This window comes from Microbacterium sp. PRC9 (assembly GCF_031844125.1).
Lineage (GTDB): Bacteria > Actinomycetota > Actinomycetes > Actinomycetales > Microbacteriaceae > Microbacterium.
Genome location: NZ_JAUZUR010000002.1, coordinates 233,899 through 256,075 on the forward strand (window position 1 = coordinate 233,899; position 22,177 = coordinate 256,075).

Here is a 22,177-nt window from a genome sequence, read left to right on the forward strand (position 1 = left end):
AGGAGGCCCCGGAGGGCCGCCGACCATCCTACCCTGCTCCGCTACCGTGCCCGAACCGGGGCCGTCCCGGCGTACACGCTGCCGGGCCTGATGACGAGCGAACGCGGCGCCAGCAGCGCGAGAATGCGGCGCGAAGGCGGCACGGATGCGAGTAGCGATGTGCGGACGGATGCTGCGGCATCGGCCGCCGCGTCGCCCATCCAGTACGAGCGGGTGCCGGCGCGCGAGTAGCTGGCGCGTTCGATCGCGAGCAGGACCGTGTTCATCTCGGATGCGGCGACCCCGTGCTCGGCGACGAGCCTGCCGGCGAACGCGCGCGGCGTCTCACTGGCGGGCACGGGGATGCCGACGTCGATCGCCGCCTCCTGGACCGACTGCCACGCGGCCGCCGCATCACCGCCCCGGGCGGCGGCATCCTGCTGTCGGCGGCGCAGCTCCCGGATGAGGAAGGGGAGTGCGAGGAGCACGATCATGGCCGCGACCACACCGAGGATCGGCAGCGGGTCGAGGGCGTCCTCCGACGTGCCGTCGGAGGCGTTCTGCCGCTGCTCCTCGAGGTCGATCTGCGCCTGGTCGCCCCGCGCCGTCGGGGTCGGGTTCGTCTCAGAAGTCGTGGCATTGGGGTCGGCGGGCTGGCCCGGAATCGTGAGCTCCGACGAGAAGGTCGTGGGAACCCCGAGTCCGGAGGTGGGCTCGAACGGGATCCAGCCGATGCCCTCGAAGTACACTTCCGGCCAGGCGTGAAGCTGCGAGCTCGACACCGAGAAGACCGGCTGATCGTCGATGGTGTCCGTGGTCGGAGTGCCCGGCAGGTAGCCGACCACGATGCGCGACGGCATGTGGAGCGTGCGTGCCATGAGCGCGAACGCCGATGCGAAGTGGATGCAGTAGCCCTCGCGAACCTCCAGGAACCGCGCCACCGCCTCTGCGCCGCTGCCATCGAACCCGTCCTCGACGGGCGACTCGAGCGAGTAGCGGAAGTCGGTGCCGCGGAACCATCGCTGCAGCGCTGTCAGTCGGTCGTAGTCGGTGGTGGCATCGGCCGTCATCTGCACCGCCAGTTCACCGATGATCGGCGGGACGTCGTCGGGCAGCTGCGTCGTCTCGTCGCGCACCTGCGAGCCCACTGACACCGCCGCCCGGACCTGCTCCAGCGACGGCCGGGGGACGTCGTACGCCACCTCGTACGACTGGCCCTGTGTCGAGCCGCCGGTCGTGGCCACCGTGTGGTTGTAGGGCACCGCGCCCCACGTGCCGCCGCCGAGACCGCTGATACCCACGGCCGGATATGGCACCGGCGCCCATGGGGAGTCGAGGTTCACGATGTCGATCTTCGCCGTGTACTCGCCGATGCGGATGTCGTCGCCGGAGTCCACGACACCGAACGCGCGCTCGCTCTGGAGCGACACGGTCTGCGAGCGATCGGGCTCCCAAAGCCCGCCGTCGAATCGAGAGAGCGTCGTCGCACGCAGATAGGGCACGGACGGCGCGTTCGTGCGAACCCGGATGACCTCCACCTCCTGGGGACGGCGCAGGTCGTCGCCGAGCTGCAGTGTCGCGTCGATCCCCGGTCCAGGGCCGAGACCCGAACCGGCCCGCGCTCCGGGCTGCGGCAGCACCGGCGTCGCGACGACGGCGACGACGATCGCGATCGCGCCGATGCCGAGTGCCGTCGCGGGGACGCCTGCGGTGCGCTCCGCCTCGCGCTCGACCGGCTTCTCGCGCGAGCGCGTCTCGGAGCGCAGGAGGAACAGGACCGTGACCGCGAGGAAGACGAATCCGATGACGTCGACCTTGCTCGGCGCGGCGATCGCCGGGATGAGCGACACCGCGACGACGCCGACGGACGCCAGCAGCGGCATCCGTGCGGTCACCACGACGTGATCGACGATGATCGTGAGGAGTCCCATCGACCCGACCACGACGAAGGCGAGCGACAGCGTCGGCTCGAGCGGCGCCGCGCCGACTGCGATCTCCTCCATCGCGGCCCGCACCAGCATCGGCGCGACGCGGAAGGTGTCGAGCGTCGGGATCACCCACAGCAGGGCGGTGTCACGCAGGAAGATCAACGTCATGAACACGACCCACACCGCGACCTCGATGAGGGTCACCGCGACCGCGGGGAGACGGTAGAGGCGGGCGGTGTAGCCGGCGGCGAGCACCAGGGCCGACAGCACGAGGGCCGCGACGAGCCACCACCCGGGCTCGATGACCCGGACGACCGGCAGCAGCGCCGCGAGCAGTGCCGCGAGGATCGCGAAAGTCAGCAGTCGTTCCCCGCCGTGCGCACGTACCTGGCGCCCCGTCTCAGCCGAAGACATGGTGCACCCCCCGTCCGATCGCGTTCGCCCACGCGTGACCCAGGTCGCGGTCGGGACCGATCGCCGCCACGTGCCAGCCGTGATCCGCGGCGATGTCGAGCGCGTCGCCGATCGGCGACGCGGACAGCAGCAGGGGGAGCGTGCTGTGGTGCGAGACCGGCCCGATGGCCACTGCGTCGGCCGGGTCGAGCCGTCCCACGATGAGCACGATCGGACCCGTCGACGCCCCCGCGAACAGCCGCGACAGGCGCGGGAGGTCGTCGTCGCGATGGGCGGTGATGGTCGCGAAGTGGACCAGCATCGCGTCGACTTCGGTCATGTCGCCGCCGTCGATCCGGTCGGCCAGCACCGTTCCCTCCGTGTCGAGGACCTCGACGGCGTAGCCGTCGTGCACGAGGCGCGCGACCGCGGAGACGCACGCCGAGATGCCGGCTTCGAAGCCGGGGTCGGCGCCGGGCGCGCGCAGAGCCTCGGGAGACCAGCGCAGCGCGGCGCGGTCGATCACGACCGTGGCCTCGGGTGTGGACTCCTGCTCCTCCTGGCGCACCATGAGCGCATCGCGGTGGGCGGTCGCCCGCCAGTGGATGCGCCGCATGGAGTCGCCCGGGGCGTAGGGCCGCGCGACGAGGTTGTCGGCGCCCTGGCCGAGCTGGTCGGTCGTCGTGTGCAGCATCCCGCCGGTGGCGCCGGCGTAATCCACGAGCGGCGGCAGCTCGACGACCGGCGGCGCCACCGTGACCGGCGTGCGCTGGCTGAACACGACCGTGCGTCGTGCGAGCCCGAACGGATCCGACGATCGCACCGTGAGCGGTCCGAGCGAGTGGACTCCGCGCCGCACGCCGGTGACGATGTACACCAGGTCGATGCTGCGGGCACCGCCGCGCTCGCCGCCGCGCAGCCCCGAGCCGAGTGCGGGGAAGGCACCCTCCGATTTGCCGCGCAGCCCCTTGGGCAGGGCATCGCGCCAGGTTCCGGGCGCCGTGGGCAGCGCCGTGCGCACCTCGACGCGCACCGATACGCGCGCGTCGCCTCCGACCGAGACGACATCCGGGGCGAGTGCCCGGGTGACCGCGTCGGAGCGGCGCCCGACGTACAGCGAGGCGATGCTCGCGACGACGACCGCGAGCAGCAGGATGCCGAAGTACATCAGCTCGACGATGCTCGCCTCGTTCGCCACGATGAAGCACGCGATCGCGAGGACCAGCGCTCCGGTGCCCCGGACGGTCAGCGGCCACACGCTTCTCATCGCTCTGTCACTGACGTGCGGCGATCGGCACCCGCACGCTCGCGGCGATGCGCTCGAGGATCGTCGCGATCGCATCTGCGGCGCTCGACCCCCGGGCGCCGCCGGCGGCCCGGGTCGGGATGAGCCGGTGCGCGAACACCGGGGCGAGGAGCGCCGTGATGTCGTCGGGGATGACGAAGGCGCGACCGTCGAGTGCGGCCCACACCTTGGCCGCGCGCACCAGCTGCAGCGTCGCGCGGGGGCTGGCGCCCAGGCGCAGATCGCTGTGCGTGCGGGTCGCCTGCGCGAGGGCCACGGCGTAGTCCTCGATCGCGGGTGCGACATGCACCGCCCGCGCCCACGCGACGAGGCTCGCGACCTCCGCGGCCGAGACGACCGGCGTGAGCTCGTCGAGCGGGTTGACCGTGTCGCGCTGACGCAGCATGAGGGCCTCCGACCGCGCGTCGGGGTAGCCCATCGAGATGCGGATCATGAAACGGTCGCGCTGCGCCTCGGGGAGGGCGTAGGTGCCCTCCATCTCGAGCGGGTTCTGCGTCGCGACGACGAGGAACGGCTCGGGCACGAAGTGGGTGCGGCCGTCGACGGTGACCTGGCGCTCCTCCATGGCCTCCAGGAGCGCGGACTGCGTCTTGGGGGAGGAGCGGTTGATCTCGTCGGCGATGACGATGTTCGCGAAGATCGCGCCCGGCTTGAACTCGAACTCGCGCTCGACCGGGTTGAACACGCTCACGCCGGTGACGTCACCAGGCAGCAGATCGGGCGTGAACTGGATGCGGCGGACCGTGGCATCCACGCTGGTCGCGAGTGCCCGCGCGAGCATGGTCTTGCCGACGCCGGGCACGTCCTCGATGAGGAGGTGTCCCTCGGCGAGGAAGCACACCAAGGCGGTGCGCACCGCGTCCGGCTTGCCGTCGATGACGCTGCCGACCGCATCGAGGATCGCGTCGGTGACGCGGGCGAACCCCTCGGCCGTCGTGGCCCCGAGCGCACCCGAACCTTTCGATGCAGCATCCGTCATCGCGGTATCGACCATCGCCGGCTCCTGTTCCGCCCTCGAACGAGCGGGTCGCGGGTGGGGCGCGGGCTCCCTCGCCCACGGGACCGATCCTAATCGCGCCGTTATCGGATCGGTATCGATCGCGCTGGGAGAACCCTGGACGGCGTCCCCCCTGGTGTACTCGGCTACACCGACGCGCCCACCGCCATGAGCAGCACCGACGCGCCCATGCAGATCAGCTGTGCCCGATCCAGGGCCCGATGGGCGCGGAAGACGAGGAGCGCCGACAGGGCGGCGTACGCGACCGCACCGCCCATCAGGAGAACGGCCAGGAGCGTTCCGCCGCCTCCGCCGTGGCCGTGCGCTGTCGCGGCGATCGCGCCGACCGACGGGTGGGCCATGCCGAGCTGCAGCGCGGCCATCGCCACCAGCCCGAGTCCGGTGTGGACGGTCATCGTTCCCTGGGCTGACGCGGCGCGGCCGTCGTTCCGGCGCGGGCGTTGCCAGGCAGCGAGCGCCATCGCAGACACGAGAAGCAGCGCGGCCCAGTAGACGGGTGCGACGAGGCGGGTGGTCGCCGCGTCGAGCATGGCGATCAGCATGATCGCCGACGCGACGGCGTCGGACCACCGCGCCCGGCCGCGGTCGGCCGCCAGACAGCAGGCGCCGATCGCGGCCGGGGCGATGGCCCAGGCGTGGAGCAATTCGGTCACGGATCAACCGTGGTGGTGATGCTCGCCGTGCGCGTGACCGTGCGCGCCCGAGTCGTGCCCGTGAGCGCTCGAGTCATGCCCGTGCGCACCGGGCGTCGGCCCGTAGCCGCCGGTCGCGCCGTGGACGTGGCCGGTGCCGGCCGAGCAGTGCGCCGACTCGGGCGCGGGCACGTTGAGCGTGGGGTTGCGCTCGAAGAAGTTGTACGGCTTCAGCGTGAACTTCGCGTAGTCCATGGGCATGACGGGCCAGTCCTCGTTGCGCGGGAAGTGCGTGAGCCCGAACGTGTGCCACAGCACCACGTCTTCGCCGATCAGCGGCTCGTCGCCCTCGATGAACGCGGGGATCCCGCCGCCGCCGGGGTGCTGGTTCACGAAGTCGCCGGCCGCGTACCGCTCAGCCGGGTCGTACTTCGTCACGAACAGGTTCTTCGTGGCGAAGGCGGCGCGCGAGGCGATCGACGACGCATCGTCGGCGAGCAGCACGGGCGACTCGGTCGGGAACAGCACGTATGAGGTGGGCTGTCCCATCGACGTCGTCTTCTCGGTCGACGCGATCTGCCACACGCGGTTGCGCGCACCGTCCGCGAGGCGGCCCGAGACCTTCTCGGACGAGATCGGCACGACGCTCTTCGTGAACGCGTTGCCCGCCGGGTTCTCGGCCGAGATCGGCACCCGCACCGCGTCGATCTCGTTCACGACGTTCGCGACGCCGTCGACGGTCATGTCGAGTCGTGCCGAGAACAGGTGCTGGTGGTAGGGCGCCCCGAGGCCCGGTGCGACCTCGGACGCGAACCCGTACGGCGATCCGTCCTCGTTCGGACGCGGGTAGGCGGACGTGAACAGGATGCCGGTGAGCTTCGCCTCGCACTCGATCGTGCCGTCGAGGTACAGGTACCAGAAGAACCCATAGTCGTAATTGCCCACGGTCGTGAAGAACGAGATCACGAGGCGACGCGACCGACGCACCTCGGACGCCCCGGTGAACAGGTCGGTGTGCTTCCACAGCGACCCGAAGTCCTCTTCGTGCATACACACGCCGTTGCGCACGGTGCGCGGCATCCCGAGCTCGTCCGCGAGGATCGCGTCGACGTAGGTGATGTCGCCGACGCAGTCGCAGCCGAGCTCGAGCTCGTTGGTGTAGCGGCCGAAGAGGTACTCGCCGGTGTCGAAGTAGTTCTGCCAGAACCGGTTCGGCTGCGGGTCGGCGTACGGCACGACCATCTCGCTGATCGAGCCGCGGTACATGACCGGCCGGCCGGCGAACGACAGCTGCCGGAGGATCAGCCCCTCGCGGGTGTCGAAGCCGATCCGGAAATCCCACTCACCCCATGTCACGTGCTCGTCGTCGACGGTGAAGCTCGACCCTTCCGGCTGGGTGATCACGATCGGCTTGAGGCCCTCGAGCGGTGCGCCCTGGAGCTCCGGATCGTCGTAGTTGCCGCTGGTCTGCGGGATGTCGTAGCCGGGGTTGTCGACGATCTTGATCACCGCCCGTGCGGCGACGTCGATGTAGGCCGTCAGCCCGTCCACGGGGTGCGCCCACGGGTGGTCGGCGGCGTGGAACTGCTGGAATGCGAACGTGCGCAGGATGCGCCGGCCCGCCTCGTCCTCGTAGCCGTAGTGGCCGGCGGACAGGGGGACGAGCACCACGTCCTCGGATGTCAGTCCCCGCGCCGCCAGGGCGGCGACCCACTCCGCGCTCTCGTTCGCGATCACGCCGACCTCTTCGAACTCGGCATCCAGGATGGGCAGCTGCCCGGCCGTCCCGTCCAGCGTGACGCTCGAGAGCACGGCGCCGGTCGCGAGCGAGACGACCAGATCCAGCGACAGCGCCGAGCGCATGTCGAGCAGCTGCACGCGCGCCCGGCGCTCCGGCAGAGCGCCGGTGCCGGCCTCCCACGCGAGCACCTCCGGCTTCGGTGCCTCCTCCAGCCCCACGTAGGCGAACCGGGTGGCGTCGGTGGTGGACTCGAGCCCGAGGACGATGGCGCGGACGGCCTCGATCTCAGCGGGCGTGAGAGAGGCGAGCGGATGCTGCGGTGCCGGCGCCGCGGTGAACCCCGAGGCGGTGGCGATGTCGGTGATGGTCATGGTTCTCCTTTGTTGCGGGGTGACGCGGGGCGGTCGCCGGGTCAGCCGGCGATCGAGTCGGTGAGCTTGGCGTAGGCGGCGGGACGCCGGTTCTTGATCCAGGCGGCCTGGGCGTAGCCGATGATCGGCACGACCGCCACGAGGCCCAGGAGGAACCAGCTGACGGCGCCGAAGACGGGGTTCCCGTCGGCGTCGACGTCGCCGACCATGATCGGGAAGTAGGCCACGATGAGCGCCGCCGACAGCACGAGCCCGACGAATCCGAGCGCAGGCGCGATCACGGTGTTCCACACCCGGCCGTCCTTCTTCGTCTTGACGAAGTAGACGATGACGGCGACCGAGGTGACTGCCATGAGGATCGCGATGGCGAGGGTCGCGACGCCCGCGAACCACGTGAACACCTGGAGGACGGGGTCCAGGCCCAGCACCGCGAAGACGGCGATGAGCACGACCGCGGTGACGGTCTGCACGAGCGACGACACATGTGGCGACAGGTGCTTCGCGTGGACGGCGCCGAGCTTGTCGGGCAGCACTCCCGCGTTCGCCATGGAGTGCTGGTAGCGCGTGACGACGTTGTGGAACGACAGCACGCACGCGAACATCGCCGTGATCAGCAGGATGTTGACGGCGACCTCGCCGAAGGGGCCGAGGTAGCGGGCCATGGTCGCGATGATGAACGTGCCCGGGTCTTCGGCGATCACCTCCAGCACGCTGCTCGGGCCCCACGCCATGACCAGGCCCCACGAGGCGAGCGTGTAGAAGACGCCGATGCCGATGACCGCCGCGTACGTGGCGCGGGGGATCGTGCGGTTCGGATCCTTCGCCTCGTCGCGGAAGATCGCCGTCGCCTCGAAGCCGATGAACGCCGCGATCGCGAACATCAGTCCGACCCCGGGGGAGCCGGCGGCGATGTTGGCCGGCTCGAACGGCGCGAGGCTGAGGCCCTCGGCCCCGCCGCTCGCGATCACGACGACGACCATCGCGAGCACGATGCCGACCTCGGCGACCAGCAGCACGCCGAGCACCTTGCTGGACAGGTCGATGTGCCGGTAGCCGAGCACGCCGACGACGGCGATCGTCGCGAGCGACATGAGCCACCAGGGGATCGCCGGTCCGCCGATCGACTGCACCGTGACCGAGAGGATGTAGCCGAGGTAGCCGTACACCGAGACCTGGATGGTCGTGTACGTCAGCATCGCGATCCACGCGCTGGCGAGGCCGGTCGATCGCCCCAGGCCGTAGCCGACATAGGTGAAGAAGGCCCCGGGCTTGGGGACGTGACGAGTCATCGCCGCGAGCCCCACCGCGAACAGGAGCAGGATGACGGCGCTGATGGCGTAGAGCGCGGGGAAGCCGATCCCGTTGCCGAGCAGCATGCCCAGCGGCGCGGCGCCGCCGATCACGGTGAGAGGGGATGCGGCGGCCACCACCATGAAGACGATGGCGGTGACTCCGAGCGAGCCGGTGAGCGTGCGCTTGGCGGACGCCTCGACTCCCTTCGATTCGAGCTGGGTCATGGCAGGACCTCCGGGGCGAACGCGGGAACGGGATGCCCCGAGCATCGCGGCACCGCGTTGCACCGTCGTCACCCGCTCGTGAAACCTCCCGCACGCCGACTGAGACCCGGCGTCGGCGGTGTCTCATTCGGGCGACACGCGGCCGAAACACGAGGGAAGCGGGGTGGCAACGGCAGCGGCGTATCGTCTGGTCCGCAACACCCGGAGGGCGACATGACCGCATTGGAGCGCGCGATCGCGCGGCCCGACCCCGTCCACGACTTCGGTGCCCGCTCGCCCCTGTACGGTCTCGAGCGGCGCAGCGTCGGCTTCGTGGACGTGCTCGCGCAGTCCGTCGCCGCGGTCGCACCCGCCGCTGCGGCGACGACCGTCGTGCTCCTCGTCGCGGGCATCTCGCCGTCGGCGACCGTGCTGTCGATCGTCCTCGCCGGGGTGCTGAGCCTGCTGGTGGCCCGCACGATCTCGCAGTTCGCGCGCCGGCTCGCCGCCGCAGGCTCCACCTACACCTACACGGCGCGGGGTCTGGGGGCCGGTGCGGGCCTCGCGTCCGGCGCGGCGATCCTCGTCGGCTACGGCGCGATCGCGATGTTCGCCCTGCTGGGCGGCGCCTACTACGTGACGTTCCTGCTGGAGGCGGTCTGGCCCGCGTTCGGCGGACCCGGCACCGTGGCGGCGGTCCTGGCCGCGGAGGCCGCATTCGTCGCGGTCGTGCTGGTGCGCGGCATCCGCATCTCGTCGCGGATCGCCCTCGTCGTCGAGGGTCTGTCGGTGGTGCTCATCGCGGTGCTCCTGGTGGTGCTGCTGGTCCGGATCGGCCCGATCGATCCGGCGGAGGTCCTGGGACTCGGCGGGATCGACCCCGCCGCGCTCGCCGCGGGTTCGGTGATCGCACTCACGGCGTTCGTCGGCTTCGAGAGCGCCTCGACGCTCGGCGTCGAGGCGCGCACGCCCCTGCGCAACGTTCCCCGCGCGATCGTGTGGACGGTGATCCTGTCGGGTGGGCTCTATGTGCTGGCCGCCGTCGCCCAGGTCGCGGGCTTCGACGCGCTCGGAGCATCGCTCGCCGCGAGCGCCTCTCCGATCAACGAGCTCGCAACGGCGTACGGGCTGGGCGGATGGGGTGTCGTTGCCGACATCGGCATCGCCGCATCGTTCCTCGCGTGCGCGATCGGCTCGACCACCGCGCTCACGCGGGTCGTGTTCACGATGGGCCGCGACGGCGTCCTTCCGCCGCTGGCCGGGCGAGCCCACCCACGCTTCGGAACGCCGATCGGCGCTGTCGCGCTGGCCCTGCCGGTGATCATCGTGGTGCCGTTCGCGCTGCTGCTGGCGGGACTCGACGTCCGCAGCGCGATGCACGCGACCATCGCCGTCGGGGGCGCCGGCTATATCGTCGCGTACATCCTGGTGTGCGTGGCGGCGCCGGTGTTCCTGCGGCGCATCGGCGAGGCGACGATCGGGTCGACGGTCGCGGCGACGGTGTCGGCTGTCGTGCTCGCAGCCGCGCTCGTCACCTTCTTCGCGGTCGACGCCGCGGCGGGCAGCGTCGCACTGTGGGTCGTGCTGGCGGTCGCCGGGATCGCCGCGGCCGCGGTGGTCCTGCGGCTGGGACGGGGGCTGCCGTCCCTGGCGCGGATCGGCTCGTACGACGAGCCCGTCGCCTCCCAGGTGCTCGGCGGTGTCGCCCGACCGGAAGCGGCCGGCGGTGACTGACGAGCCCGCGCGGGGGCCGACGCTCACGGCACGCCAGCCCAAGGCGGTGCACAGTGCGCTCGGCGTGCTGGAGGCCGTGGCGCATCTGGGCGCGGGGGCGACGGCGCGCGAGATCTCGCAGGAGCTGGAACTGCCCCGCGCGACCGCCTACCGGCTGCTCAACCTCCTCGTGCAAGACGAGTACCTCGTCCGCACGCCCGACCTCACGGGCTTCGCCCTCGGCGCCAAGGTCGTGCAGCTGGCTGCGGTGGCCGCGGGACCGGCGCGCCTGACCTCGGCCGCGCGGGGCGTCGTGGCCGAGGCCCGCGCGGCCCTGCGCGGCGGCGTGCACGTGGTGTTCTTCGTCGACGGGCGCGTCTCGGTGGTCGACGCCGATCCCGACTTCCCGCTGTCGGACGAGGTGCGCCTCGCGCGCGAACCCGCCAGGTCCGCGATGGGGCGCCTCCTGCTGGTCGAGCAGGAGAGTGCGCAGAGCACGACCCGACAGGACTTCGCCGAGCTCGGCGCGACGCGGCAGCTGGGCGAGCTCGTGCCGGGCTACGGCTGCGTCGCCGTGCCCATCCGGGATGCGACCGGCCGCTTCGCGGGCGCCGTCGGCTTCTCGGGTCCACGTCATCGGGCCGACGAGCCTTCGCAGGTGCTGGCGGTCCTTCACCCGCTCGCCGTGCGTCTCGGGCCGCTGGTGGTGTGACTCACCGGTCCGCGGGACGGGTTAGACTTGACCCAGCTCTCCGCGAGGCGGCATCCAGGCCAACTCCCCCAGGACGGAAACGTAGCAAGGGTAACCAGGCTCTGCCGGGTTCGCGGAGAGTCTTAATTTTCCCGGGCGAAGGGGCCCTCCAGCACGGACCACTGCAGCAGCATGATGGTCTTCGCATCCTGGATCCGCCCGTCGCGGACCATCGCGAGCGCCTCCTCGATGCCGAGGTCGAGCAGCTCGATGTGCTCGCCCTCATCCTCGAGGCCGCCGCGCTCCCCGACGCCGGCGGCACCGTCGTAGGGCGCCGCGAAGAAGTGCAGCCGCTCGGTGACCGATCCGGGACTCATGTAGACGTCCCACACGTGTTCGAGCTCGCCGATGTCGACGCCGGTCTCCTCCACGGCCTCTCGCCGGATCGCCGTCGAGGGGTCGTCCTGGTCGAGCAGTCCCGCGGCGGTCTCGATCAGCATCCCGTCGGGGTGGTCGTTGACGTACACCGGGTAGCGGAACTGGCGCGTGAGCAGCACCGTTCGCCGCGCCGCGTCGTAGAGCAGCACCGTCGCGCCGTTGCCGCGGTCGTACGTCTCGCGCTGCTGCGTCTCCCACTGGCCGGACGGCCCGCGGTACTCGAGTGTCGTGCGTCGCAGCACGTGCCATGCCGACGCCAGCACCTCGACATCCGTCACCCGCACGCCGGGGTTGCGGTCCAGGTCGCGTCCGGTGAGATCGAGGCCGGTCCGGCCGCGGTGATCAGGGACGTCGATTCCGGGACGAGGTTCGTGCATGCCGTCGAGGCTATCCGCGGGCGGCCACCGACGTGGCCCCGGGCGGTCGTGCTGCTTTTGATCCGGTGGCACGCCTGGCCGCGGCATCCGTCCCGCCCATAGGCTGGTCGCGTGGCGCAGAGCATCTACATCACGTCGGCAGAGGGTCATTCGGGGAAGTCCACGGTCGCGCTCGGGGTGCTCGATGCGCTCAGCCACGCGACGCCGCGGGTGGGAGTGTTCCGCGCGATCGCCAGGTCGACCGTCGAGCGCGACTACGTGCTCGAGATGCTGCTCGATCACGACGGCGTCGATCTTCCCTACGACGACTGCATCGGCGTCACTTACGACGACGTGCGGCATGATCCGGATGCTGCGCTCGCGACGATCGTCGAGCGCTACAAGGCCGTCGAGGCCCGGTGCGACGCGGTCGTCATCGTCGGCAGCGACTACACGGATGTGGGGAGCCCCGCCGAACTCGCCTACAACGCCCGCATCGCGGCGAACCTCGGCGCTCCGGTGCTGCTGGTGCTCGGCGGCCGCTCGGCGCAGAACCAGACGCAGCCCGAGCAGCTCGGCTCGTCGCTCGCGCGCACGCCCGCCGAGATGGGGCAGATCGCCGACCTCGCGCTCGCCGAGCTCGCCCACGGCCGCGCGAAGCTGTTCGCCGTCGTGGCGAACCGCGCCGACGCGGAGGGGGCCGACGAGACCCTCGAGGCCATCCGCCGTTCGATTCACGCCCATCAAGGCGCCGGGCCCGCAGCGCCCGTGCCGGTCTGGGCGATCCCGGAGGACCGGTTCCTCGTGGCGCCGTCGATCCGCGGCATCATGCGTTCGGTCGACGGCGAGCTGCTCGCGGGCGACCCCGGCCGCCTCACGCGCGAGGCGCTCGCGGTGGTGGTCGCGGGCATGTCGATGGTGAACGTGCTGCCGCGCCTGCTGGAGGGCGCCGTCGTGATCATCCCCGCGGACCGCTCCGAGGTGCTGCTGGCGACGCTGCTCGCGAACGCCTCGGGCACGTTCCCCTCGATCTCGGGCATCGTGCTCAACGGCGGCTTCGAACTGCCCGAGCCGGTGACACGCCTCATCGACGGCCTCGGCTCGAGCGTGCCGATCATCACGACCGAGCTCGGAACCTACGAGACCGCGGTGCGCATCATGGGCACCCGGGGTCGCCTCGCCGCCGACTCGCAACGCCGGTACGACACGGCGCTCGCTCTCTTCGAGCAGAGCGTCGACACCGATGAGCTCCTCGTCGCCTTCGGCCTGGCGCGCGCCACCGTCGTCACGCCCCTCATGTTCGAGTTCCAGCTCATCGAGCGGGCGCGCGCGCAGCGCAAGCGCATCGTGCTCCCCGAGGGCGACGACGACCGCGTCCTGCGGGCCGCGGCGACGGTGCTCAAGCGCGGCATCGCGGACCTCGTGATCCTGGGCGAGCCCTTCGAGGTGCGCGCCCGCGCGATCGAGCTGGGCATCGACATCCAGGGTGCCGAGGTGCTCTCGCCGCTGGACGCCGTCCACGTGCACAAGTTCGCCGAGGAGTACGCGCGGCTGCGTGCCCACAAGGGCGTCACGATGGGGCAGGCGGCCGACACCGTCACGGATGTCTCGTACTTCGGCACGATGATGGTGCACCTGGGTCTCGCCGACGGCATGGTGTCGGGCGCCGCGCACACGACGGCGCACACGATCCGCCCCGCGTTCGAGATCATCAAGACGCGACCCGGCGTCTCGGTCGTCTCCAGCGTCTTCCTGATGGCGCTCGCCGACCGCGTGCTCGTGTACGGCGACTGCGCCGTGATCCCCGACCCCACCAGCGAGCAGCTCGCCGACATCGCGATCTCGTCGGCCGCGACCGCCGCGCAGTTCGGCATCGAGCCGCGCGTGGCGATGCTGTCGTACTCGACGGGGGAGTCGGGGTCGGGTGCCGAGGTCGAGAAGGTGAGGGATGCCACGGCCCTCGTCCGCTCGCGAGCCCCCGAGCTTCTCGTGGAAGGGCCGATCCAGTACGACGCGGCGGCCGATGCCGCGGTCGCCGCCGCCAAGATGCCCGGCTCGGCGGTCGCGGGACGCGCGACGGTGTTCGTCTTCCCCGACCTCAACACCGGCAACAACACCTATAAAGCGGTGCAGCGCTCGGCCGGGGCCGTCGCGATCGGACCGGTGCTGCAGGGCCTCAACAAGCCGATCAACGACCTGTCGCGCGGTGCGCTGGTGGACGACATCGTCAACACGATCGCGATCACCGCGATCCAGGCGCAGGGAGAGTGACGCGATGACCCCGGTGCTCGTGATCAACAGCGGCTCGTCGTCGTTCAAGTACCAGCTCCTCGACATGGACTCCGAGCGCACGCTCGCCTCCGGACTCGTCGAGCGCATCGGCCACCCGATGGGCGTCGCCCGCCACACCGTGTACGCGACACCCACGGACGGACCTTCGGCGGCCTTCCTCGACGCCACGCGCACGCGGGAGCTCCCGATCCCCGACCACACCGCCGGGTTCGCGGTCATGCTCGAGGCTTTCGCGTCGGACGGCCCGTCGCTCGCCGAGACGCCGCCCGTGGCCGTGGGACACCGCGTCGTGCACGGCGGGGCGCGCTTCTTCGAGCCGACGCTGATCACGCCGCTCGTCGAGATCAACATCGACGAACTGTCGGTGCTCGCGCCTCTGCACAACCCCGCGAACCTGGCCGGAATCGTCGCCGCCCGCGCGGCCTTCCCCGACGTGCCGCACGTTGCCGTCTTCGACACCGCCTTCCACCAGACCCTGGCGCCCGCGGCCTACACCTACGCGATCGACGCCGAGGTCGCGGCATCCCATCGCATCCGCCGCTACGGATTCCACGGCACGTCGCACAAGTTCGTCAGCGAAGCGGCGGCGGCGTTCGCCGGGCGTCCGCTGGCCGAACTCAAGCAGATCGTGTTCCACCTCGGCAACGGCGCGTCGGTCACCGCGATCGACGGCGGCCGCTCGGTCGACACCTCGATGGGGTTCACCCCGCTCGAGGGGCTCGTCATGGGCACGCGCTCGGGCGACCTCGACCCGGCCGTGCTGTTCCAGCTCGAACGGCGGGCGGGTATGACCGTCGACGATCTCGACGAGCTGCTCAACAAGCGCAGCGGTCTGCTCGGGCTCGCGGGCTCCAACGACCTGCGCGACATCCGCGCGGCCATCGAACGAGGAGAGGAACGCGCGATCCTGGCGTTCGAGGTCTACGTGCACCGGCTGCGCGCCTACGCCGGTGCCTACCTCGCGCAGCTCGGCGGCGCCGACGTCATCTCGTTCACCGCGGGAGTGGGCGAGAACGCCCCGCACGTGCGCGCCGGTGCCCTCGAGACCCTCGGTTTCGCGGGCGTCGAGATCGATCCCGAGCGCAACGAGAGCCGTGAGCGCGGCATCCGGATCATCTCGACGGATGCCTCGGCCGTGACCGTCCTCGTCGTCCCGACCGACGAGGAGCTCGAGATCGCGCGCCAGACCCTGAGTGTCGCCCGCACGTAACCGTCACGGGGTGCGACCCGACACCCGCCCGCATTACGCTTGCTGGACGGCGCGATGCAGTGCCGAAGCACCCGCACCCGCTCTCGGAGGTTCTGTGGCTGACGACGCCCTGCCCGATCTGACCGCCTACGACGCCGTGCTGTTCGATCTGGACGGCGTCCTCACGCCCACAGCCGAAGTGCACATGCACGCGTGGCAGACGATGTTCGAGGAGCTCTTCGCGGCGTGGGACATCACCCCGCCGTACACCGAGCGCGACTACTTCGACCACCTCGACGGCAAGAAGCGCTACGACGGCGTCGCGAGCCTGCTGCGCTCGCGCGATGTCGAGGTGCCGTGGGGTCACCCGTCCGACGCGGTGACCGCCGACACGGTGTGCGGCATCGGCAACCGCAAGAACGCCGTCTTCGAGCGCGTCCTCCGCGCCGAGGGGATCGCCCCGTACCCGGGGTCGATGCGCCTCCTCGACGTGCTCGCGGAAGCGGGCACGCCCGTCGCCGTGGTGTCGAGCTCCAAGAACGCGGAGGAGGTGCTGGCGGCAGCCGGCATCCGTGATCGCTTCACCGTCGTGATGGACGGCGTCATCGCGGAACGCGACCACCTCGCCTCCAAGCCCGCACCGGACGTGTTCGTCGAAGCGGCACGGATGCTGGAGGTCGAGCCTGCGCGGAGCGCGGCGGTCGAAGACGCCATCAGCGGCGTGCGCTCCGCTGCCGCCGGCGGCTTCGGGCTTGTGGTGGGTGTCGACCGGGGCGTCGGCGTGCAGGACCTCGTCGACGCCGGTGCGCACGTCGTGGTGAAGGATCTGGAGGAGTTCGCACGATGATCGATCGCGATCGGTTCCCCGTCGACCCGTGGCGTCTGGTCGAGACGTCGTTCGAGCTCGACGACGCCGGCGTCACCGAGACGCTGTTCGCCGTGGGCAACGGATACCTGGGCCTGCGCGGCAATCAGCCCGAGGGGCGTCACGCGCACGAGCACGGCACGTTCATCAACGGGTTCCACGAGACGTTCCCGATCCGTCACGCCGAGCAGGCCTATGGATTCGCCGAGGTCGGTCAGACGATCATCAACGCCCCTGACGCGAAGGTCATGCGCGTCTACGTCGACGACGAGCCGCTGTCGCTCGATGTCGCCGACGTGCGCGAGTACGAGCGGACTCTCGACATGCGCGACGGCGTGCAGCGCCGGCACATCCTGTGGGTCACGCCGTCGGGCAAGGAAGTGCGGATCGACTACGAGCGGCTGGTGTCGTTCGAGGAGAAGCACCTCGCGGTCATGACGGTGGACGTCACCGTGCTGAACGCCGACGCGCCGGTCACCGTGAGCTGCCAGATCCTCAACCGGCAGGACGGCGAGGACGTCTACGGCGGCACGCCGCTGGCGCCGCGCAAGGCCGGGTTCGACCCGCGCAAGACCGAGAAGCTCGAGGAGCGCGTCCTGCAGCCGCAGGAGTACTGGCAGGACAAGCTGCGCTCCGCCCTGTCGTACCGCGTCACGGACTCGGGCATGACGATCGCCGTCGTCGCCGACCATCTGGTCGAGACGGCGAACGAGTACACCTCGCGCACGCTCATCGAGCCCGACATCGCGAAGAACGTGTTCCGCGTGAACGCGAAGGCCGGAGTGCCGATCCGCGTCACGAAGCTCGTGAGCTACCACACCTCCCGCGGCGTGCCCGCGCGCGAGCTCGTCGACCGCTGCCGCCGCACCCTCGACCGCGCCCTCGGCGAGAGCGTCGACGCGATCCGCGCGCAGCAGCGCGAGTGGCTCGACGCGTTCTGGGAGCGCTCGGACGTGCGCATCGGCGGCCACGACGACCTGCAGCAGGCGACCCGCTGGTGCCTGTTCCAGCTCGCGCAGGCCTCGGCGCGCGCCGACGGACAGGGCGTTCCGGCGAAGGGCATGACGGGCTCGGGGTACTCCGGACACTACTTCTGGGACACCGAGATCTACGTGCTCCCGTTCCTCGCGTACACGACGCCGCTGTGGGCCCGCAACGCGCTGCGCATGCGGTACCTGATGCTGCCCGCCGCGCGTAAGCGCGCGTTCCAGCTCAACGAGGCCGGCGCGCTCTTCCCGTGGCGCACGATCAACGGCGAGGAGGCTTCCGCCTACTACGCCGCCGGCACCGCGCAGTACCACATCAACGCCGACGTCAGCTTCGCGCTCGCGAAGTACGTGCGGGCGACCGGCGACAACGACTTCCTCTTCCGCGAGGGCGTCGACATCGCCGTCGAGACGGCGCGGCTGTGGGCGACCCTCGGCTTCTGGCGTTCGAACGACGGCGTGGTCGACGGCGAGGGCGACACGTTCCACATCCACGGCGTCACCGGGCCCGACGAGTACACCACCGTCGTCAACGACAACCTCTTCACGAACGTCATGGCGCGGTTCAACCTCCGCTTCGCCGCCCGCACCATCCGCGAGATGGCGGAGGCCGACGGCGAGGTCTACCGTCAGATGGTCGACCGCCTCGCCCTCGAGCCCGGTGAGCCCGAGGCGTGGGAGCGGGCCGCCGAAGCCATGCACATCCCGTTCAGCCCGAGCCTCGGCATCCATCCGCAGGATCATGTGTTCCTCGAGCGCGAGATCTGGGACCTCGAGAACACCCCGCCCGACAAGCGGCCCCTGCTGCTGCACTTCCACCCGCTGGTGATCTACCGGTACCAGGTGCTCAAGCAGGCCGACGTCGTGCTCGCGCTGTTCCTGCAGGGCAACCACTTCTCCGACGAGGACAAACTCGCCGACTTCGAGTACTACGACCCGCTGACCACGGGCGACTCGACGCTGTCGGCGGTCGTGCAGGCGATCCTCGCCGCGGAGGTCGGCTACCAGGACCTCGCGCTCGAGTACTTCCGGCAGTCGATCTTCGTCGACCTCGGCGACCTGCACCACAACGCCGCGGACGGCGTTCACGTGGCCTCGGCCGGTGGCGTGTGGACCGCACTCGTCGCAGGATTCGGCGGCATGCGCGACCACTTCGGTGAGCTGTCGTTCAATCCGCGGCTTCCCGTCTCGTGGCCGTCGCTCGAGTTCGTCCTGCACTGGCACGGCACGCGGCTGGTCGTCACGGTCACCCGTGAGGAGCTGCGTGTGCGCGCCACGGAGGGCGACCCCGTCGGCTTCAGCGTGCGAGGCGTGGGCTACGTGGTCGGTGCGGGCGAAGAGGTGGTGGCACCGCTCGACGGGCAGGGCCCGGTGATCCCGGGGCGTCCGTCGCTGCGCGAGCTCGGCGACGCGCGCCGCGAGGACGGTTCGCTGCTGTCGGCCTCGGTGCCCACCGTCACCTCGACGATCCCGATCATCGTCGGCGCCGCCGACGTCGAGCACGGCGCCGACGTCTAGCCCTGCTCCGGATCAGGAGATCCGGCGAGGACAGCACCGACTCTGCGGAATCGTCCTGTCGCCGCCGGATCTCCTGATCTCGACCACACCCTCGACGCCCTGGCCTCAACTCACGCCCGGGCGAAGAACTCCCGCTCGTGCTCCATCGAGCGTGCGAAAGCCGCGTCCATGCGCGCCCGTTCGATCGGGCCTGCCTCGAGCGCCGCCGCATCGGCGATCTCGGTCGCCCGCGCCGTCGCCGCGGTGAAGGCGGGGTCGCCGTACATCGCAAGCCAGTCGTCGTACGGGTGCTCGTCGTGTCGCCGGGTGGCGAGACGGATGCCGAGATCGGTGTAGAGCCAGAAGCAGGGGAGCAGCGCCGCGACCAGCTCGGCGTACGAGCGGGCCGACGCGTGGAGGTGGTTCGTGTACGCGAGGGTCTGCGGCGCCGGGGCTGCGACGGTCGCGCCGAGGTGCGACTCGTGCAGCCGCCGCTCCTCGACGATCGAAGATTCGGCTGACCGCGCCCAGAACGTCTGCTCCTCCGGCGTCGGTGCGAGCGCGCTCGCCTTCGCCAGCACGCGGGAGTACTCGCCGAGGTAGATCGCGTCCTGCGCGAGGTACCGCAGGAACGCCTCGCGCGGCAGCGTGCCCTCGCCGAGCCCGCGCACGAAGTCGAGGTCGTCGACGTCGGCGCGCACGGCGGACGCCTGCTCCCACGCCAGCGTCGACCACGATGCGGGGACGATGGATGCTGCGCCCCGCAGTTCGTGGAAGTGGTCGATCGGACCGTTGCCCTCGCCCACCCGCAGTGCGTCGGCGTGGGCGAGCGCGCCGGTCAGCCACGTCTTCGCGCGCCGAAGCGCCTCGGGCCAGGTCGCGCCGCCCGCGCGGAGCGTCGCCATCGCGGACGAGAGCGAGCAGCCGGTGCCGTGGGTGTGACGCGTCTCGACGCGTGCGCCGCCGACCTCGTGCACGGCGCCGTCGGCCGCCACGATCGCATCCGGGCACTCGGCGCCGTCGAGGTGCCCGCCCTTCAGCAGCACCGTCGTGCCGGTGTCGCGGGCGAGGGTCTGCGCGTCGTCGACGGCCTGCGCCCACGAGGTCGCGCGGGCGCGGCCGGTGAGAACCGCGAGCTCCGCGAGGTTCGGGGTCACGAGATCGACGTCGCGGGCGAGCTCACGGAGCGCCTCCTCGGCCGCGGGGTCGAGCAGCCGGTCGCCGCTCGTCGCCACCATCACCGGGTCGAGCACCACGATCGGCGGGCGCACGCGTCCGAGCCACCGCCGAACCGTGCCGATGATCTCCGCCGACTGCAGCATGCCGATCTTGACCGCGTCGATCTCGACGTCGTCCGACACGGCATCCAGCTGCGCGACGAGGAACTTCGTCGGCGGCACGTGCACCTCGCGCACTCCGCGGGTGTTCTGTGCCACGAGCGCGGTGACGACAGCCATGCCGTAGCCGCCGAGCGCGCCGATCGATTTGAGATCCGCCTGCACACCGGCGCCGCCGGTCGGGTCGGTGCCGGCGATGCTCAGCACCCGCGGGATCGCCACCGCGCGAACCGGCGTCGGTGCGGCAGCGGCGAACGACGTGCCGGTCACCGCGCGACCCCCTCGAGCGAGGGCGCATCGGCCGCGTCCCGCAGCGCGCGGGCCGCCGCCGCCGGGTCGTCCGCGCCGCAGATCGCGGACACGACCGCGATGCCCGCGGCTCCGGCATCGCGGAGCGCCGCGACATCCGACTCGACGACTCCTCCGATCGCGACGCACGGCAGGTCGGTGCCCGCGGCGAACGCGGCGAAGCCCTCGACGCCGAGCGCCGGCGGGTGGTCGGGCTTCGTCGACGTCGGCCGGATGACGCCGACGCCGAGGTAGTCGATCGTGCCGGAGCGGCGCAGATGTGCGGCGGCCCGGTGCTCCGCGGAGTTCGCGGTCCATCCGATCACGGCGTGCGCCCCGAGCAGCCGCCGTGCCGTCTCGGGCGGGAGGTCGCTCTGTCCCAGGTGGACGCCGTCGACGCGGGCACCGGCATCCCGGGCGGCGACGGCCACGTCGACGCGGTCGTTGACGAGGAGCAGGCAGCGGCGATCGATGACGTCCGAGAGGGCTCGCGCCTGGCGCATGAGCTCACGAGCCGTCACCGACTTCGCCCGCAGCTGCACGACGTCGACCCCCGCGCCCGCCGCAGCGTCGACCACGTCGAGCAGCCGGTCGAACGGCAGGCGGCCGTCGGTCACGAGGTGCAGCGCGAGGCGGGCGCCGAGCCCGCTCATCGGATCGCCAGCACGTCGGCGACGCGCGCGTCGAGCTCGGCCGGCTCCGCGGCCACGGCGTCGAGCGCGTCGAGGAACGCCACGGCGAACGTGCCCGGTCCCTCCGCGCGCGCGGCGGCCCGCTCCGACGCGGCCGCGTACAGGACGGATGCCGCCACCGCCGCTTCGAACGGAGCGCACACGCCGAGGAGCGCGGCCATCACCGCGCCGAGCGAACAGCCGCCGCCGGTGACGCGCGTGAGCAGCGCATCCCCGCCATGGACGCGGACCACCCGCTCGCCGTCGGTCACGAGGTCGACCGGGCCCGAGACGGCCACCACGCCGCCGGTGCGCAGCGCGAGCGACCGCGCGGCGCCGGCCGCAGCATCCGTCCCGTCCGTCGCGTCGACGCCGCGACCGCCGCCGCCCTCGCCGGCCACAGCCAGGATCTCGGAGGCGTTGCCGCGGACGATGGCGGGACGGTGCTCGAGCAGTTCGGCGGCGAGAGCCGTGCGTACGGGCAGCACTCCCACCGCGACGGGGTCGAGCACCCACGGGGTTCCAGCGCGCACGGCCTCGCGGGCGGCGTCGCGCTGCTCGGCGGTGGGGGTGCCCAGGTTCACGAGCACGCCGTCGGCGACGCCGGCGAAGAGCCCGGCCTCGCCTGGGATGTCGCACATCGCGGGGGCGGCGCCCACCGCCAGGAGCGCGTTCGCGGTGTAGTTCGTCACCACCGCGTTGGTGATGCACTGCACCAGGGGCGAGGTCTCCCGCAGCGCCGTCAGCGCGGCGGCGGGGGAGAGGGCGGACAGGTGTGCTTCGGTGCGCGCGTTCATCGCGACATCCCTTCGCTCGCATGATCGAGATCAGGTTCGACGGGTGTGTTCTCAGCCCGCCGTGCGGGCACCCCGTGTCACTGCTGAGCAATCTAGCAGGGGATCCCGACGGGTCATCGCCGTGTGTCCTCGGCGTGCACCGTGCGCGTCCGGTCCCGGTCGCCGGGCCCGTCGAGCTGCGGACGCGATGCGA

At 71.3% G+C, this 22,177-nt stretch carries 16 protein-coding genes, 1 other RNA gene and 1 riboswitch; of the genes, 7 read left to right on the plus strand and 10 right to left on the minus strand.

Annotated features, from left to right (window positions below; genetic code table 11):
- Positions 1–41: 41 nt before the first annotated feature.
- The 6 genes from Q9R33_RS04715 to Q9R33_RS04740 form a co-directional block, all read right to left on the minus strand.
- A complete protein-coding gene (locus Q9R33_RS04715; RefSeq protein ID WP_056369334.1) occupies positions 42–2,321 on the minus strand; it encodes a DUF3488 and transglutaminase-like domain-containing protein in 2,280 nt (759 codons plus the stop codon).
- Positions 2,308–3,567: a DUF58 domain-containing protein gene (locus tag Q9R33_RS04720; RefSeq protein ID WP_310245312.1), complete on the minus strand. Its 1,260-nt coding sequence runs from the start codon at positions 3,565–3,567 to the stop codon at positions 2,308–2,310. Before Q9R33_RS04720 ends, Q9R33_RS04715 begins: the two co-directional genes overlap by 14 nt.
- Before the next feature lie 7 nt (positions 3,568–3,574).
- On the minus strand, positions 3,575–4,600 hold the full coding sequence (locus tag Q9R33_RS04725; protein WP_235560217.1) for a MoxR family ATPase: 1,026 nt from the start codon (positions 4,598–4,600) through the stop codon (positions 3,575–3,577).
- Between the two features lie 149 nt (positions 4,601–4,749).
- Positions 4,750–5,277 (minus strand): hypothetical protein, encoded by a 528-nt coding sequence (locus Q9R33_RS04730; RefSeq protein ID WP_311293029.1) that lies wholly within the window; start codon positions 5,275–5,277, stop codon positions 4,750–4,752.
- A 3-nt stretch (positions 5,278–5,280) separates the two neighbouring features.
- Positions 5,281–7,368 carry a primary-amine oxidase gene (locus tag Q9R33_RS04735; protein WP_311293030.1) on the minus strand — a complete coding sequence of 696 codons (2,088 nt, stop codon included), beginning with the start codon at positions 7,366–7,368 and terminating at the stop codon, positions 5,281–5,283.
- A 41-nt stretch (positions 7,369–7,409) separates the two neighbouring features.
- On the minus strand, positions 7,410–8,885 hold the full coding sequence (locus Q9R33_RS04740) for an APC family permease (RefSeq protein ID WP_311293031.1): 1,476 nt from the start codon (positions 8,883–8,885) through the stop codon (positions 7,410–7,412).
- 213 nt (positions 8,886–9,098) lie between these two features.
- On the opposite strand from Q9R33_RS04740, the gene Q9R33_RS04745 reads away from it, so the two are divergent.
- The 3 genes from Q9R33_RS04745 to ffs all read left to right on the plus strand — a co-directional run bounded on the left by Q9R33_RS04745 (position 9,099) and on the right by ffs (position 11,417).
- Positions 9,099–10,598, plus strand: a complete 1,500-nt coding sequence (locus Q9R33_RS04745) for an APC family permease (protein WP_311293032.1) — start codon at positions 9,099–9,101, stop codon at positions 10,596–10,598.
- Complete coding sequence (locus Q9R33_RS04750; RefSeq protein WP_311293033.1) at positions 10,591–11,289, plus strand: helix-turn-helix domain-containing protein; 699 nt, start codon at positions 10,591–10,593, stop codon at positions 11,287–11,289. The genes Q9R33_RS04745 and Q9R33_RS04750 overlap by 8 nt, the downstream gene beginning before the upstream one ends.
- 31 nt (positions 11,290–11,320) lie before the next feature.
- An RNA gene (gene ffs / locus Q9R33_RS04755) (signal recognition particle sRNA small type) lies at positions 11,321–11,417 on the plus strand.
- On the opposite strand, the gene Q9R33_RS04760 is transcribed toward ffs, so the two are convergent.
- Positions 11,412–12,083, minus strand: coding sequence for an NUDIX domain-containing protein (locus Q9R33_RS04760; protein ID WP_056369337.1), 672 nt, complete (start codon positions 12,081–12,083; stop codon positions 11,412–11,414). The genes ffs and Q9R33_RS04760 overlap by 6 nt on opposite strands.
- Positions 12,084–12,194: 111 nt before the next feature.
- On the opposite strand from Q9R33_RS04760, the gene pta reads away from it, so the two are divergent.
- The 4 genes from pta to Q9R33_RS04780 all read left to right on the plus strand — a co-directional run bounded on the left by pta (position 12,195) and on the right by Q9R33_RS04780 (position 18,912).
- On the plus strand, positions 12,195–14,333 hold the full coding sequence (gene pta, locus Q9R33_RS04765; RefSeq protein WP_311293034.1) for a phosphate acetyltransferase: 2,139 nt from the start codon (positions 12,195–12,197) through the stop codon (positions 14,331–14,333).
- A 4-nt stretch (positions 14,334–14,337) separates the two neighbouring features.
- Positions 14,338–15,564 carry an acetate kinase gene (locus Q9R33_RS04770; RefSeq protein ID WP_311293035.1) on the plus strand — a complete coding sequence of 409 codons (1,227 nt, stop codon included), beginning with the start codon at positions 14,338–14,340 and terminating at the stop codon, positions 15,562–15,564.
- Between the two features lie 94 nt (positions 15,565–15,658).
- Positions 15,659–16,390, plus strand: a complete 732-nt coding sequence (locus Q9R33_RS04775) for an HAD family phosphatase (protein ID WP_056369343.1) — start codon at positions 15,659–15,661, stop codon at positions 16,388–16,390.
- Positions 16,387–18,912: a glycosyl hydrolase family 65 protein gene (locus Q9R33_RS04780; protein ID WP_310245321.1), complete on the plus strand. Its 2,526-nt coding sequence runs from the start codon at positions 16,387–16,389 to the stop codon at positions 18,910–18,912. Before Q9R33_RS04775 ends, Q9R33_RS04780 begins: the two co-directional genes overlap by 4 nt.
- A 110-nt stretch (positions 18,913–19,022) precedes the next feature.
- On the opposite strand, the gene thiD is transcribed toward Q9R33_RS04780, so the two are convergent.
- From thiD to thiM, 3 genes are all read right to left on the minus strand, one after another.
- Entirely contained in the window at positions 19,023–20,498 is a 1,476-nt protein-coding gene (gene thiD / locus Q9R33_RS04785) for a bifunctional hydroxymethylpyrimidine kinase/phosphomethylpyrimidine kinase (protein WP_310245325.1), read from the minus strand.
- Positions 20,495–21,169 carry a thiamine phosphate synthase gene (gene thiE, locus Q9R33_RS04790; protein ID WP_056369348.1) on the minus strand — a complete coding sequence of 225 codons (675 nt, stop codon included), beginning with the start codon at positions 21,167–21,169 and terminating at the stop codon, positions 20,495–20,497. Before thiE ends, thiD begins: the two co-directional genes overlap by 4 nt.
- Positions 21,166–21,984, minus strand: coding sequence for a hydroxyethylthiazole kinase (gene thiM / locus Q9R33_RS04795; protein WP_310245330.1), 819 nt, complete (start codon positions 21,982–21,984; stop codon positions 21,166–21,168). The genes thiE and thiM overlap by 4 nt, the downstream gene beginning before the upstream one ends.
- A riboswitch (TPP riboswitch) is annotated at positions 21,975–22,069 on the minus strand. It overlaps the preceding gene by 10 nt.
- Between the last annotated feature and the right edge of the window lie 108 nt (positions 22,070–22,177).